The organism is Cytobacillus sp. FSL H8-0458, assembly GCF_038002165.1.
Lineage (GTDB): Bacteria > Bacillota > Bacilli > Bacillales > Cytobacillaceae > Cytobacillus.
This window is the reverse complement of sequence record NZ_JBBOBR010000001.1, coordinates 476,211-490,590: the sequence shown is the minus strand read 5'-3', so window position 1 is coordinate 490,590 and position 14,380 is coordinate 476,211. Positions and strand designations below refer to the sequence as shown.

The window sequence follows — 14,380 nt, the reverse complement described above, 5'->3', positions numbered from 1 at the left end:
AGAATTCGTCCACTATGCAGTTGTATGCTGTGTTTTCATATACTCTTTTATTTCTCTTATTCCCTCCAGTGATTCCACCAGCTTTAAAGGATCGATTATAGTAATCAGCCTATTATCGATATTAGCCACACCTATAAAATAATTGGTTTTTTGATAGGCAATCAGACCTGGCTGTTTCAGGCAGCCTTCTGGAATATCGAGAATTTCCTTGGCTTCATTTACAAGGACGGCGAATGATAGCTCGTCTGTCTGCAGCACGATCATTCTTGCGGAGTCACTATCAGCAAGTTTCCGGCTGTAGAGAATTTCTTCAAAATCCACAACAGGAATAAGCTCTCCCCTGACTTTAACAATTCCTCTTACATAGCCGGGCAAATGAGGAATCGGTGTAATGCCTTCCATTTTCTCAATGGATATAACAAAAGGAACCGGTGTAGCATATTCCTCATTTCCTGCCCTGAAAACGACAGCTTTATTATTTTCAATCATCCCATTTCCCCCTCGGAAACTCTTATATATAGAACTAATATACCATAGCCATTATTTTCTAACTAGTGAGGAAAAAATAGAATGCTGCAGCAAAAAAAGAGAACCGCATCGGTTCTCTTTCTTGCTGCTTAAGCTGAAACTTCTTCAATAATGGCAATGACCATTTCAGCCAGTTTATTTAATTCTTCAATAGGCATGCGCTCATTGGTTGTATGAATTTCTTCATAGCCGACAGCAAGGTTAACTGTAGGAATGCCAAAGCCGGCGATCACGTTTGCATCGCTTCCGCCGCCGCTGTGAAGAAGCTCGGAGCTGCGGCCGATTTTTGCAGCCGCTCTGCGTGCTACTTCTACGACATGATCACCTTCGCCAAATTTAAAGCCAGGGTACATAACCTGAACATCCACTTCAGCTTTGCCGCCCATTTCTTCGGCAGCACTTTCAAATGCTTCCTTCATTTTAGCTACCTGCTGTTCCATTTTTTCAGGAATTAATGAACGTGCTTCTGCTAATACATCAACATGGTCACATACGATATTCGTCTGCTGTCCGCCTTCAAAACGCCCGATATTAGCCGTTGTCTCTCCATCAATGCGGCCCAGCGGCATTCTTGAAATCGCTTTTGATGCCATCGTGATGGCAGAAATGCCCTTCTCAGGAGCAACACCTGCATGAGCTGTTTTTCCCAGAATAGCAGCTTTAACTTTAGCCTGGGTTGGAGCGGCAACGATAATATTTCCGACTTTGCCGTCACTGTCCAATGCATAGCCAAACTTCGCTTTAACAAGTGAAGGATCAAGAACTTTAGCTCCAACCAGTCCCGATTCCTCACCAACTGTTATAATGAACTGAATAGTCCCATGAGCGATATTCTGCTCTTTCAGGACTTTAACAATTTCCAGCATAACGGCAAGTCCTGCCTTGTCGTCTGCCCCCAGGATCGTTGTGCCATCGGTTACAACATAGCCGTCCTTGATGGAAGGTTTAATTCCTTTTCCAGGAACAACTGTATCCATGTGTGAAGTGAAATAAATGGTATCAATTCCTTCTTTCGCTCCCTGAAGAGTGCAGATGAGGTTGCCTGCACCGTGTCCGGTCTGTGCAGTCGTATCGTCTTCGTACACCTCAACCCCGAGATCCCTGAATTTTTTCTTCAGCACTTTGGCAATTTGAGCTTCATACTTTGTTTCAGAATCAATTTGCACCAGTTCCAGAAATTCGTTTAATAAGCGTTCCTCATTAATCATTTATGTACAAACCTCCAAATTTAAGCTTACTAAGCAAGTATAACTCCAAAATTTTGGCACAGCAAATCAGGCATCCATCATAGCGGGATATTCCCATGCTTTTTATGAGGCCTGCTTTCTTTTTTATTGCGAAGCATTTCAAGCGCCTGTATGAGCTTGATTCTGGTTTCGCGCGGATCGATGACATCATCCACCATGCCCCGGCTTGCTGCCACATATGGATTGGCGAACTTTTCTCTGTACTCTTCGATTTTTTGTGCCCTGGTGGCCTCGGGATCATCACTATTCTGGATTTCCCTTGCAAAAATAATGTTGGCTGCACCTTGAGGACCCATTACGGCTACTTCCGCATTCGGCCATGCAAAAACAAGATCTGCGCCAATAGATTTACTGTTAAGCGCAACGTAAGCTCCTCCGAATGCTTTTCTTAAAATAACAGTAAGCTTTGGCACGGTTGCTTCTGAGTATGCATAGAGAATCTTTGCTCCGTGCCGTATAATTCCGCCATGCTCCTGTTTAACACCCGGGAAAAATCCTGTAACGTCCTCAAATGTTATAAGTGGAATATTAAAGGAATCACAGAACCGGATAAATCTTGAAGCCTTATCAGAAGAATCTATATCAAGGCCTCCTGCCATCACCTTCGGCTGATTGCAGACAAGTCCCACCGTTTCACCCTTGATCCGGGCAAGGCCGACTACAATATTTTTAGCGAAGTCGCGCTGTACCTCCATAAAAGTATCGTTATCCACTACCTGTTCAATGACTTTTCGAACGTCATATGGACGAAGGGCATCAAAGGGAATAACATCTGTCAAATCCGGACGGTAATCATCTTCTTCATCCCATTTGGACATAGGCGGTTTTTCTTCGTTATTCTGCGGAAGGTAGCTTAACAGACTCCGCACCTGCCCAATCACTTCCTCTTCGGACTCCCCTCTAAAGTGAGCGTTTCCGCTGATCGTATTGTGCACACGCGCACCGCCAAGATCCTCAGGAGAAATTTTCTCCCCAGTCACTGTTTCGATTACTTTTGGTCCGGTTATGAACATCTGGCTCGTCTTTTCCACCATAAAGACAAAATCCGTGATCGCCGGAGAATATACTGCACCACCGGCACAAGGCCCCATGATGACTGAAATCTGCGGAATCACTCCTGAATAAATGGAATTCCGGTAGAAAATATGGCCATACCCATCAAGGGAAACAACACCTTCCTGAATTCTGGCGCCGCCGGAATCATTCAAGCCTACAAATGGAGCTCCATTTTCAGCTGCTAAATCCATTACATTGGCAATTTTTTTTGCATGCATTTCTCCGAGAGCGCCCCCAAAAACGGTAAAGTCCTGGGAGAATAAGAAGATAGGACGTCCGTTGACCTTTCCATATCCAGTTACAACACCATCTCCAGGCCCTTTTTGGTTTTCCAGTCCAAAATCCGTGCTGCGGTGCTCAATAAATGGATTAAGCTCAACGAAAGTTCCCGGATCTACTAATAAATCGATTCGTTCCCGGGCAGTCAATTTTCCTTTTTCATGCTGTTTTTGTATACGCTCATCCCCTCCGCCCAGTTCTACTTCCCGGCGCCTGTCGTATAACTCATTTATTTTCTCATAGATGTCTGCCATGCCTTATTTCAATCCTTTCTTTTCACAGAATTCATATAAAATACCGCCTGTTGATTTCGGATGCATAAAAGCTACATGGGCACCGCCCGCTCCAATCTTAGGTTCATCCTGCAGCATCCTGATACCCTGTTCCTTCATTTCGTTTATACGTTCTTGTATGCTGTCAACTCCCAGTGCTACATGATGCAGCCCTTCGCCCCGCTTTTCTATAAACTTGGCAATTGGGCTTTCTTCACTTGTCGGCTCCAGCAGCTCAAGTTTCGTTTTCCCCGCTTGAATAAACGCCACCTTTACTCCCTGGCTGTCTACTTCCTCTATTCCTAGAAACTCAAGCTTAAGCGTTTCAGTATAGAATGGAAGCGCTTCATCAATAGACCTGACAGCAATTCCAATATGATCCACCTTCTTAATCATCTATTTCCCTCCTTCTGGATGTCATAATATATTCATTTTCCGCAGAATGCGGCAAAATTTGATTCCATAATTTAAATATTCGTTAAAAATGTCGAAAACCCTTTTAAAAATTGAGCGGTTGTTCAATTTGATGATTCTTAGTAAAATAAGAGTAAGAATTGGGACGAGGAGGCATAGAATGTCAAATAAGAAACTAGCGAAAGTAATTGTCTATCTAATGATATTTGCGATGCTCGCATCTACCCTCATTATGGGTATGGCGATGTTTTTATAACAAGGGAACTCTATTCATCATTCAGCTGCCCCGGATGGCAATTCCGGGCAGCTTTTTTGTTTGATTGTTTTTGCTGATCCTTTTTAACTAAATCTCACGAGCTGGAGAAACTTCGGACATAAAAAGCAGGGAACCAGATAGTTGAGTCCAAACATTGAGCAACTTCGGACAGAGAATGGCCAAATCCGAGTTTCAGAGTCCGAACCCAGTTCAACTTCGGACACCAGAGGCAGAAATCTGAACTGCAGAGTCCGAAGTTAGCGTTCATCCAGCTCATTAAAAAGCTGCATCCATTCAGATGCAGCTGTACAAGCTTTCAATTATCTTTTTTTATGGCACCGTAATCTCTTCCAAGTTCCTCAAAACTTTTAGCTGAGGTGACCACTAGGATTTTTGTTCCAATTGGCACGGATTCATATAACGACTCGACTGCCTCATTCTGCAATCTGATACATCCATTGGAGACATATCTGCCGATGGACGAAGGATCGTTCGTCCCGTGAATGCCATAGATTCTGCCATCAGTATTTTCTGCGTCAAACCCAATCCACCTTGTGCCGAGCGGATTCCGGGGGTCACCGCCTTTTATGTCCTTTTTTCTGTAGTAAGGATCAGCTGCCTTTACAGTCACTGAGAACAGCCCTTCCGGTGTAAGGTCATCCGTTTTGCCGGTTGCAGCTGTGATGACATTCTGCACTTTATGATCCTGTAAAAACGCAACTTCATTTGTGTGTTTATTGACAATCAGAAATGGATCTCCAGGCAGCGGATTAGGACCCAATGGCCAGATTGGGGAAAGTGAAAAAAACAGGATGGCCGCTGCAGCAAACTTCAGCATGACGATTCACGCTCCAATTCCTTTTCCTTAGTTTGCTTCTGCAGTCCCGCTTTGATTCATTTCCTTATCCTTTAACCCTTTAAAAGAGCTCTTAATAATTAAATACTGTTCCATTTCTTTTACAAAGTGAAGCAGGGCAGCACGTGCTTCAAATTCCTCCCTCGTTTTGGGGAGCTCCATATTTTCAAAAGAAACCTTCATACGGTACAATTTCTCCAGGAATAGCAGGGCCGTATTGCCTGGGTGGATATGCTCTGATAATTCTTCAATAAAATCAGCGATCATCTCCCCCTGTTCAACAGGGAGTGCAATGGAAGTGACACTTGGAAGAACTCTCTCAATAATTTCAAATTGTTTTTCCCTCATTTTGAAATAATGATAATATAAATTTTCATCTCTTCGAAAGTGGTTTTCAACATCCCTGAAGGCCAGCGCTTTTGCCTCATCGATCATTTCCATTGTTTCAGTAATTTCTCTGCCGTCCCAGCTGCTTTCATGGGTACGCAAATACCTCACGATTTCGTCAAAGATAACCTTAAAATTTTCTTCTATTTCAAGTCTATATTCCTTAAGCTTCGATTCCAGGCTCGGCATGTAAAGGTTCGCGATTAGCGCAACACCGATTCCGACAATAATTATGCCCAATTCATTCAGCAAGAGGTCCTTTGAGACTTCTCCTGCAGAATAAATATGCAAAATAATAACTGAGCTTGTTACAATTCCATCGCTGGCCTTTGCCATGACAGCTGCCGGAATAAAAAACAGCAGCAGCAGTCCAATTACAAGCGGATGGTAAGCAATGCCCTCAAAAAACAAAGAAGAAAATGCCATTGCCAGCAGACAGGCAAAAAATCGGTCCCATGAAGCCCGGAGTGATTTTTTCTTTGTGACTTTTATGCATAATATAGTCAGGATGCCCGCAGAAACAAAATTATCAAGCTGCAGCATCTGTGCAATCATGATGCTAATGGAAGTCCCCACTGCAGTCTTGATTGTCCGGTAGCCAATTCTGTACTTCATTTATTCAAACTCCTATTTTCAATTGCCCCATCTAATTTTAAGAAGGCTTTCAGGTATTTAAATGCGAAAGAGAAGATGATCATTTTGATCATCTTCTCCCATAGCATATATCGATTATAGCATTTTTTGCAAGAAATCCCTTGCACGTTCACTCTTAGGATTAGAAAAAAATTCTTCAGGGGAGGAATCCTCTACAAGTTCACCGCCATCCAGGAACAGCACCCTGTCTGCCACTTCACGGGCAAAGCCCATTTCATGGGTAACAATCGCCATTGTCATGCCAGTATGTGCTAAATTCTTCATAACGTCCAGCACTTCTTTCACCATTTCCGGGTCAAGAGCAGATGTTGGCTCATCAAACAGCATAACTTCAGGCTGCATGGCAAGAGCTCTTGCAATCGCAACCCTTTGTTTCTGCCCCCCGGATAACCGATTGGGGTATTCGTGTGCTTTGGCAGATAATCCTACTTTCTCCAAAAGCTCGAGCCCTGTTTTCTCAGCTTCCGATTTTGATAATCCCTTAACCTTCATCGGTGCATAGGTCAGGTTTTGCAGGGCAGTTTTATGGGGGAATAAATGAAAATGCTGAAACACCATCCCCACATTTTGGCGCACTTTAATTATGTTCGTGCTTTTATCCGTAATGTCCTGCCCATTAATCATGATCCTGCCGTCTGTTGGCATTTCCAGGAGATTGATGCAGCGGAGGAACGTTGATTTACCGGAACCGGACGGACCTATTACAGCCACTACTTCGCCATCTTTAACATTGGTTGAAATTCCTTTGAGAACTTCAAGTTTACCGAAATGCTTATGCAAATTTTCCACTTTAATCACTGCGTCTCATTCTCCTTTCAATTCCTTTTCCGAGCACAGTCAGAACCATAACCATAATGTAATAAATCAGCCCGGCAATCAGTATCGGTTCGAAGTAGGAAAACTTTTCGCCTCCCACGATGTAAGCCCGGCGCATCACGTCTGTTACCCCAATGACTGTTACGATCGCAGACTCTTTTGTTAGAGTAATAAACTCGTTCATTAAAGCAGGCAAAATGTTTTTCATTGCCTGCGGAAGTATGATATCCATCATGGCCGGCCTGTATGGAACGCCCAGTGCCATTGCCGCTTCACTTTGCCCTTTATCCACCGCCAAAATTCCCGCCCTGATAATCTCCGAAATATAGGCCGCTGAATTAAGCCCAAAAGACAGGACGGCAGCTGTGGAAGGATCAATTTTATACCCGATCAGCTGGGGTGACCCATAATAGATGAGCATCAGCTGAAGAACAAGAGGTGTTCCTCTAAAAACGGATGTGTAGGCATCTGCAATCCAGCCAAGAAATTTAAATTTGCTAATTTTAAAGAATGATAGAATAATACCTAATACAAAACCCAGTATGCCTGCCATAGACACAATTTGCAGCGTGACGCCAATGCCTTTAAGTATATATGGAAGGGAGGGAATGAACTGCTGAAAATCCAGATTCACTAGCTTTCCATCCTTTCTATAAGTAATTTATTTTCCGGGAAGAATAAAGCGTCCAAAGGAAAATATGCCTTGGACGCCAATTCACAGCGAATTATTTGTTGTCAAACCATTTTACGATCAGTTCTTCCAATTCACCGTTTTCTTTCATCTTCAAAAGCTCTGCATTAAATTTTTCAGTTAATTCACTGCCTTTAGGAAAAGCAATGGCAGAACCTGCCTCAGTTTCAGCTTCTTCAATGGTGAAACCGGCAAGGTCTTTATTTTTTTCAAAATATCCTTTAGCAACTGTGTCTTCAATCATGGCTGCATCAAATCGGCCTGCCATAATTTCCTGAATTAATTCAGGGATGCGGTTACGGTTTTCCACAGTCATATCAACTGTTTCAGCAATTTCTTCTGCCTTATCTGCCTGAATAGAGGCAAGCTGCACACCTATTGTTTTTCCGTCTAAATCTTCCAATGATTCAATTCCGCTGCCTTTTTTAGAAACAATCATGTGGCTCGCTGTATAATATACATCGCTGAAATCAACGTTTTCTTTACGCTCTTCAGTAGGAGTCATACCTGCTAAAACAAAATCAACCTGGCTCGTTTCCAGTGCAGGGATCAGTCCGTTAAAGTCCATATCCTTCACTTGGATTTCATAGCCCAATTTTCCAGCGATCGCTTTGGCCAAATCCACATCAAATCCGATGATTTCTTCCCCTTTTGCTGAATCTACATATTCAAATGGCGGATAATCCGCTGACGTACCCATTGTTAATACTTTTTTATCTGAGTTTTCCCCTGAGCCGCTTTTAGTGCTGGCTTCTTCACTTGTGCCGCATGCAGCTAATACGCCAACTAAAAGTATGCTTAAAGCAATCATGATGACTTTTTTCATTTTCGTTTCCCCCTATAAAATATGAATAATCTCTGCATAGCTATTAATAAATATTCACTAAAATGAATTTTAACAGATTTTTATATTTATGCAATAAGGTTTTTAATTATTTATTAGAAGTTTAATTATTCAGATAAAATGTATACAAAAAAAGTCCCGTATTTCGGGACTTTTCTCTGTTTAAAGCTCTTCGCAATATTTCTCAAAGGCATCCTGCAGTTTTTGGACAACTGCCATAGGTTCATGGCCTTCGATTTCGTGGCGCTCGATCATCGTGCATAGCTCTCCATCTTTGAGAAGTGCAAAAGATGGTGATGAAGGCGGATAGCCTGTAAAATAAGATCTAGCTTTTTCAGTTGCTTCTTTATCCTGTCCCGCAAATACCGTAACCAAATTGTCAGGGCGTTTATCATAATGCAGGGAGTGCATGGCCGCAGGACGGGCAATTCCGCCTGCACATCCGCAGACAGAGTTCACCATTACAAGTGTTGTTCCCTTTTTATTAAGGGCCTCATCCACTTCATCCGGTGTCGTTAATTCAGTAAAGCCGGCATGTGTTATTTCCTGACGCGCCTGCCTGACAACGTCATTCATAAATAAATTAAAATCCATATTCAAAGTCATCACTCCTCAGTTAAAAATTCTCTTGACTATATACATAATACCAATACAACAGTAAATTTTACAATCAAGTCAATTTTTTGAATAAAAAAGTTTAGCTTTTGGATTATCGGGGAAAGATAAAACTACAGCTAGATCCATACCCCTAAACTCCCTAGATTCGCCAGTGCCCGCAAGGCACTGGCCATTTTTTGCCTTCAGGAAAAAGCTCCTGGAACGGAAAGCTCTACCTTTTTGTATAAAGATTAAACAATTCTTCAACTGCAGATGTAACCGTCCTGTTTCCTGCGATGACCTCGTTTTCGATTTTTGGAAGGAGCGGTTTTATGGCAGGATGATAAAAAAAGCTGAATTGAAGCTGATCCAGGATCATGGAATGGATCCATTGTTTTGCCTGGAACCTTCTTCTTTCTTCAAAAACTCCTGATGTCTTTGCCGTGTTTTCAAACGTTTTTATCATATTCCAGATCTCAGGGATGCCTTCGTTAAAAACAGATGAGCAGGTATAAGCTTCCGATTGCCATCCTTTAGTAGCTGGCTGAAGAAAGTGAAGGATACGGTTATACTCAGCTTTTGTTTTCTCGGCCAATTTTTTATTGCTTCCATCGGCTTTATTGACAATTACCGCATCAGCCAGTTCCATAATGCCCTTTTTCATTCCCTGCAGTTCATCCCCTGCCCCGGTCAATGTTAAAAGCATAAAAAAGTCCACCATTTCCCTGACAATGACTTCACTTTGTCCCACACCGACTGTTTCAACGAGAATAACATCAAAGCCTGCTGCTTCACACAGCAGCATGGTCTCTCTTGTTTTTCTGTGTACTCCTCCCAGTTTCCCTGCTGAAGGAGAAGGTCTTATGAAAGCACGCGGGTTTCTTGATAGCTGCTCCATTCTTGTTTTATCGCCAAGGATGCTGCCGCCGCTTAAGCTTGAGCTTGGATCTACAGCGAGCACAGCTACTTTCAAACCAGCATCACATAGATAGGTCCCAAAAGATTCAATGAACGTGCTCTTTCCTGCCCCCGGCACTCCGGTTATCCCAATCCTGAGCGATCGCCCTGAATGAGGCAGAAGCCTGTGCAGGAGTTCCTGTGCATGGCGAAAATGATGCTCTGCGTTACTTTCAATCAGAGTGATCGCTCGTGCAAGAACAGGTCTGCTGCCACTCATGATGCCTTCTTCAAGAACGTTAAGATCCGGCAGAGAGGCAGATTTTTTTTGAAACCTGCCTATTTTCTCGAATTTCTGCTTCGGCTCACCTGAATCCACACCACTGCGCACGGTGCTTGTAAAACTTTCTGCCTTTTCTTCATCAAACCATTCCGGTTTTTTATTCTCAGTCATTTACTGGGTCACTTCCTCGTACCCCAGACGGCTGTATATCTCCCTGATGACCTTTTGGGCAGCCACTGGAATGACAGTGCCCGGGCCAAAAATGGCAGAAGCACCATGCTCATATAAATATTGATAATCCTGTGCCGGAATAACCCCGCCGATGACTACAATAATATCTTCCCTATCCAGTTTCTTCAGTTCAGCAGCAAGCTGCGGCAGAAGGGTTTTATGGCCTGCAGCAAGTGAACTGATGCCAATGACATGAACGTCATTTTCAACCGCCTGAAGAGCTGTTTCTTCCGGAGTCTGGAACAGAGGGCCGATATCAACATCAAAGCCAAGATCGGCAAAGGCTGTTGAAATGACTTTTGCTCCTCTATCATGGCCATCCTGTCCCATCTTAGCAATCAGAATCCGCGGTCTTCTTCCTTCATTTTCAAGGAATTCATCTGTCATCTGCTTAACTTCTGCAATTTCTTCTTCATTGGAAAAAGCAGAACTGTACACGCCGCTGATTGAACGAATAATCGCTTTATGGCGGCTGGCCACTTTTTCAATTGCTTCGGAAATTTCGCCAAGAGTGGCTCTAACCCGTGCTGCATTTACTGCAAGCTCAAGAAGGTTACCTTCTCCTGATTCAGCAGCTTTTGTAATAGCCTCCATGGCCTCAGCAACTTTCTCATTATCGCGGGAGGCCTTTAGCCGCTCCAGCTTTTCGATCTGCTTCAATCGTACAGCTGTGTTGTCGATGTCCAGAATGTCAATCGGCTCTTCTTTTTCCAGCCGGTATTTATTCACCCCAATAATAGTTTCTTTTCCTGAATCGATTTGTGCCTGCCTTCTGGCGGCCGCTTCTTCGATTCTCATTTTTGGCAATCCTGTCTCAATTGCCCTGGCCATTCCGCCAAGATTCTCGATTTCTTCAATATGCTCCCAGGCGCGCTTAATTAACTGACCTGTTAAAGCTTCGACATAATAAGAACCGCCCCATGGATCAATTACGTTCGTGATACCTGTTTCCTCCTGAAGGTACAGCTGTGTATTTCTCGCTATACGGGCTGAAAAATCCGTCGGCAACGCGATGGCTTCGTCCAATGCATTCGTATGAAGGGATTGAGTGTGCCCCATCGCTGCTGCATGCGCTTCAAGAAGAGTCCTTGTTACATTATTGAATGGGTCCTGCTCGGTCAAGCTCCAGCCTGAGGTTTGAGAATGCGTTCTAAGAGCCATTGATTTAGGATTACCGGGTTCGAAGGTCTTCATCATTTTTGCCCAAATGTAGCGGGCTGCCCTCATTTTTGCCACTTCCATAAAGTAGTTCATGCCGATAGCCCAGAAAAACGAGAGTCTCGGTGCAAAAGAATCAATATCTATTCCGGCTTTAAGTCCAGTTCTTACATATTCGAGTCCATCTGCGAGCGTATAGGCAAGCTCAATATCAGCAGGTGCACCCGCTTCCTGCATATGATAGCCCGAGATGCTGATGCTATTGAACTTCGGCATGTATTTTGATGTATATTCAAATATATCGGCAATGATCTTCATAGACATTTCCGGCGGATATATATAGGTGTTGCGCACCATATATTCTTTTAGAATATCATTCTGGATCGTTCCCGAAAGCTTCTCCTGGCTCACTCCCTGCTCTTCCGCTGTGACAATATAAAAAGCCATAACAGGCAAAACTGCTCCATTCATCGTCATAGATACAGACATTTGATCTAAAGGGATCCCATCAAACAGTGTCTTCATGTCCAGGATGGAATCAATGGCCACGCCAGCTTTCCCTACGTCCCCTTCGACTCTTGGATGATCAGAATCATAGCCTCTATGGGTGGCAAGATCAAAAGCGACTGATAAACCCTTTTGCCCCATGGCAAGATTGCGCCGGTAGAAAGCATTGCTTTCCTCTGCAGTAGAAAAGCCGGCATATTGACGTACAGTCCAGGGCCTGTTCACATACATGGTTGAATAAGGTCCCCTTGTATATGGAGGAAGCCCCGGCTTATCGTTTAAGTGCTCCATATCTTTTAGGTCTTCATTTGTGTACAGCGGCTTTATTTGTATCCTCTCATTTGTTTCAAAAAGAAGATTATCGATGGATGAATTGATCTCTTCCTCCGCTTTCCTTTTCCACTCATTCTTTGCTGATTGTTTCACTTTATGAATATCCAGGCTTTTAAAATCTGGTTTATCGGCCATTGTTTGCCACCTCCATCTCGTTTAGCATAGTTAAGAGAGTTTCATAGCAATCGCTTTTCACGTGAATGTATCCGCTGATTCCAGCATCTTTATATTCATCCCTTTTTCTCTCTTCAGGAAGGCCGGCTAAATAGATTGCAGCTGACGGAAAATCTTCTTTCAGTTGTTTAATTAAAGGAACAGCCATGCTTTCATATTGGTCGTTTGATCCGCAAATAAAATAATGCCTGCAATTTGTTTCTTGGATAAATGCTTTAGCATCTTCCGGGTTCTCTACAGAACCGCTTCTGACTGCATTAACCCCTCCGGGTGCCAGGAAGCCTGCAATAAAATCAGCACGGGCCTTATGATTCTTCAATTCTCCCAGACAGATTAGTCCTGCTTGAGGACGTATCCCCTTTTCCTGTAATCTTTCCGATAAACTCCGCAAACCTTCGAATGACTCTGAAAGCCGAACCTGCGGGATTGGCTTGATAACATTCTTGCTGTTTTCAATGGTTTCAGCTTCTGTTTGAAGCGGCTTTTCATCAGGGCTAGCATAAATATTTGTTCCGATGATACTTTGTTTTCTTGTATGAACATCTTTTTGCTTCTTTTCAAGAACTTGAGAAATCTGACTCTGAACCCACCCTGTCTGGAGAGCTTCAGCCATTCCTCCAAGCTCTTCTATCTCAAGGAAAAGTTCCCAGGCTTTATCAATCAGTTCATTCGTCAGATGCTCCACATACCAGGACCCGCCCGACGGGTCAGAGACCTTCAGCAGATGCGCCTCTTCCATTAGAATAAGCTGGGTGTTTCGGGCAATTCGGTCTGAAAAAGGAGAAGGTGCTCCTTCCGGTTCATTATACGGACTGACGTGCAGGTATTGGACTCCTCCCAAAACTGCTGCAAACGCTTCATTCCCCGCTCTCAGCATATTCACATAAGAATCATAAGCTGACTTAGTAAATGAGGACGTTTCTGCTGCAATGACCATTTTTTTACTGTCTCTCTCAGCTCCATATACTTCTGCCACCTTGCCCCATAAAACCCTTGCTGCACGCAGCTTGGCAATCTCCATAAAAAAGTTCGAGCCAACGGCAAACTTAAATAGCATTTTGGATAGTATTTCTTCTAGTTTTTTGCCTTTTCCAAAAAAATATTGCAGGTGGTTTACTCCTGCTGCCAATGCAAAAGCAAGTTCCTGGACGGCATTCGCGCCTCCATTATGATAAATAGCAGTATTTACCATGATGGTTTTCAGGCTTGGCATATGTTCAGCTGCCGCATTGGCCGTTTCATTCAACTTTCCGTAAAGTTCATCGATTGAGCGATCGTTCATTTTGTCTGCAGCAGCAATCGCAAGCGGGTCTGCTGCAATATATCCTGTGATTTTTTCGCTTTCACTTAATTTCGCAAGTTCTTCTATTAATTGATGGTGATTTTGACCGGCATCCACACTGAAAGGATATTTTTTATAAAGTTCTCCAACAGCGATGCTGATCTTCTCTGGATTAGTTAACTGTTCTGGCTGGAAAGCCAGCGCTGTCTGCCCTTTCGCTACGGCATCATGGAGTTTTTCTGCCAGCTCTTCGGAAGCTGACGCATTAAGTTTCTGGGCAGCCTTCCATTCTTCTCTCAGGTATCCGGAAGCATATGAGCCCCTTCTGAAGTCTTCTGCACCAGGATACTGAGATAAAGGGTTATCGGTGAGGTCTTCTCTGGAATAAAGCGGTTTCAATTTTATGTTTTCATATGTATTTCGTGATAATGTCCCTAAGGATTTCCCTTTAAGAGCTTTTTCTGCACTTTGTTCCCAGTCTTCATTAGTCTGCTGCGGGAATTTTTCTTCAATCATTTTCTCTAATGACATAATCTGCTGTCCTTGTAGCTGACAGCGTTCCCTCCCCTCATGCGGCAGCGGTCCCGTTTCTGTTAAGAAACAATGCCGCAAGAAAAT

The 14,380-nt window shown here is 43.4% G+C and carries 14 protein-coding genes; 1 reads left to right on the top strand and 13 read right to left on the bottom strand.

Features of this window, described 5'->3' with window-relative positions; translation table 11 throughout:
• Positions 1-12: 12 nt before the first annotated feature.
• The 4 genes from NYE23_RS02405 to mce form a co-directional block, all read right to left on the bottom strand.
• A complete protein-coding gene (locus NYE23_RS02405) occupies positions 13-489 on the bottom strand; it encodes a chemotaxis protein CheW (protein WP_341075197.1) in 477 nt (158 codons plus the stop codon).
• A gap of 128 nt (positions 490-617) precedes the next feature.
• Positions 618-1,736 (bottom strand): M20/M25/M40 family metallo-hydrolase, encoded by a 1,119-nt coding sequence (locus NYE23_RS02400; RefSeq protein WP_341075196.1) that lies wholly within the window; start codon positions 1,734-1,736, stop codon positions 618-620.
• A 77-nt stretch (positions 1,737-1,813) separates the two neighbouring features.
• On the bottom strand, positions 1,814-3,364 hold the full coding sequence (locus tag NYE23_RS02395) for an acyl-CoA carboxylase subunit beta (protein ID WP_341075194.1): 1,551 nt from the start codon (positions 3,362-3,364) through the stop codon (positions 1,814-1,816).
• A 3-nt stretch (positions 3,365-3,367) separates the two neighbouring features.
• The gene (gene mce / locus NYE23_RS02390; protein WP_341075192.1) at positions 3,368-3,778 is read right to left on the bottom strand and encodes a methylmalonyl-CoA epimerase; all 411 of its coding nucleotides are present in this window, start codon (positions 3,776-3,778) and stop codon (positions 3,368-3,370) included.
• A gap of 88 nt (positions 3,779-3,866) precedes the next feature.
• Here mce and prli42 point away from each other — a divergent pair, with 88 nt between their 5' ends.
• Positions 3,867-4,052: a stressosome-associated protein Prli42 gene (gene prli42, locus NYE23_RS02385; protein ID WP_341075190.1), complete on the top strand. Its 186-nt coding sequence runs from the start codon at positions 3,867-3,869 to the stop codon at positions 4,050-4,052.
• Positions 4,053-4,368: 316 nt separating this feature from the next.
• On the opposite strand, the gene NYE23_RS02380 is transcribed toward prli42, so the two are convergent.
• The 9 genes from NYE23_RS02380 to NYE23_RS02340 all read right to left on the bottom strand — a co-directional run bounded on the left by NYE23_RS02380 (position 4,369) and on the right by NYE23_RS02340 (position 14,293).
• A complete protein-coding gene (locus NYE23_RS02380; RefSeq protein WP_341075189.1) occupies positions 4,369-4,890 on the bottom strand; it encodes a L,D-transpeptidase in 522 nt (173 codons plus the stop codon).
• A 27-nt stretch (positions 4,891-4,917) separates the two neighbouring features.
• Positions 4,918-5,910: an aromatic acid exporter family protein gene (locus NYE23_RS02375; RefSeq protein WP_076258105.1), complete on the bottom strand. Its 993-nt coding sequence runs from the start codon at positions 5,908-5,910 to the stop codon at positions 4,918-4,920.
• 114 nt (positions 5,911-6,024) lie between these two features.
• Entirely contained in the window at positions 6,025-6,747 is a 723-nt protein-coding gene (locus NYE23_RS02370) for an amino acid ABC transporter ATP-binding protein (protein WP_341075188.1), read from the bottom strand.
• On the bottom strand, positions 6,740-7,399 hold the full coding sequence (locus NYE23_RS02365) for an amino acid ABC transporter permease (protein ID WP_035330029.1): 660 nt from the start codon (positions 7,397-7,399) through the stop codon (positions 6,740-6,742). The genes NYE23_RS02370 and NYE23_RS02365 overlap by 8 nt, the downstream gene beginning before the upstream one ends.
• 91 nt (positions 7,400-7,490) lie before the next feature.
• Positions 7,491-8,282 (bottom strand): transporter substrate-binding domain-containing protein, encoded by a 792-nt coding sequence (locus NYE23_RS02360; protein ID WP_341075185.1) that lies wholly within the window; start codon positions 8,280-8,282, stop codon positions 7,491-7,493.
• Positions 8,283-8,462: 180 nt separating this feature from the next.
• Positions 8,463-8,900, bottom strand: a complete 438-nt coding sequence (locus NYE23_RS02355) for a BrxA/BrxB family bacilliredoxin (RefSeq protein WP_341075182.1) — start codon at positions 8,898-8,900, stop codon at positions 8,463-8,465.
• 229 nt (positions 8,901-9,129) lie between these two features.
• Entirely contained in the window at positions 9,130-10,248 is a 1,119-nt protein-coding gene (meaB, locus tag NYE23_RS02350; protein WP_341075180.1) for a methylmalonyl Co-A mutase-associated GTPase MeaB, read from the bottom strand.
• On the bottom strand, positions 10,249-12,441 hold the full coding sequence (gene scpA, locus NYE23_RS02345; RefSeq protein ID WP_341075178.1) for a methylmalonyl-CoA mutase: 2,193 nt from the start codon (positions 12,439-12,441) through the stop codon (positions 10,249-10,251). It abuts the gene before it with no gap.
• Positions 12,431-14,293, bottom strand: coding sequence for a methylmalonyl-CoA mutase family protein (locus NYE23_RS02340; RefSeq protein WP_341075175.1), 1,863 nt, complete (start codon positions 14,291-14,293; stop codon positions 12,431-12,433). Before NYE23_RS02340 ends, scpA begins: the two co-directional genes overlap by 11 nt.
• Between the last annotated feature and the right edge of the window lie 87 nt (positions 14,294-14,380).

What these genes read in the sequence shown, in the direction of transcription:
- NYE23_RS02405 (WP_341075197.1), bottom strand. Translation starts at nt 489, where the DNA reads ATGATTGAAAATAATAAAGCTGTCGTTTTCAGGGCAGGAAATGAGGAA.
- NYE23_RS02400 (WP_341075196.1), bottom strand. Translation starts at nt 1,736, where the DNA reads ATGATTAATGAGGAACGCTTATTAAACGAATTTCTGGAACTGGTGCAA.
- NYE23_RS02395 (WP_341075194.1), bottom strand. Translation starts at nt 3,364, where the DNA reads ATGGCAGACATCTATGAGAAAATAAATGAGTTATACGACAGGCGCCGG.
- mce (WP_341075192.1), bottom strand. Translation starts at nt 3,778, where the DNA reads ATGATTAAGAAGGTGGATCATATTGGAATTGCTGTCAGGTCTATTGAT.
- prli42 (WP_341075190.1), top strand. Translation starts at nt 3,867, where the DNA reads ATGTCGAAAACCCTTTTAAAAATTGAGCGGTTGTTCAATTTGATGATT.
- NYE23_RS02380 (WP_341075189.1), bottom strand. Translation starts at nt 4,890, where the DNA reads ATGCTGAAGTTTGCTGCAGCGGCCATCCTGTTTTTTTCACTTTCCCCA.
- NYE23_RS02375 (WP_076258105.1), bottom strand. Translation starts at nt 5,910, where the DNA reads ATGAAGTACAGAATTGGCTACCGGACAATCAAGACTGCAGTGGGGACT.
- NYE23_RS02360 (WP_341075185.1), bottom strand. Translation starts at nt 8,282, where the DNA reads ATGAAAAAAGTCATCATGATTGCTTTAAGCATACTTTTAGTTGGCGTA.
- meaB (WP_341075180.1), bottom strand. Translation starts at nt 10,248, where the DNA reads ATGACTGAGAATAAAAAACCGGAATGGTTTGATGAAGAAAAGGCAGAA.
- scpA (WP_341075178.1), bottom strand. Translation starts at nt 12,441, where the DNA reads ATGGCCGATAAACCAGATTTTAAAAGCCTGGATATTCATAAAGTGAAA.
- NYE23_RS02340 (WP_341075175.1), bottom strand. Translation starts at nt 14,293, where the DNA reads ATGTCATTAGAGAAAATGATTGAAGAAAAATTCCCGCAGCAGACTAAT.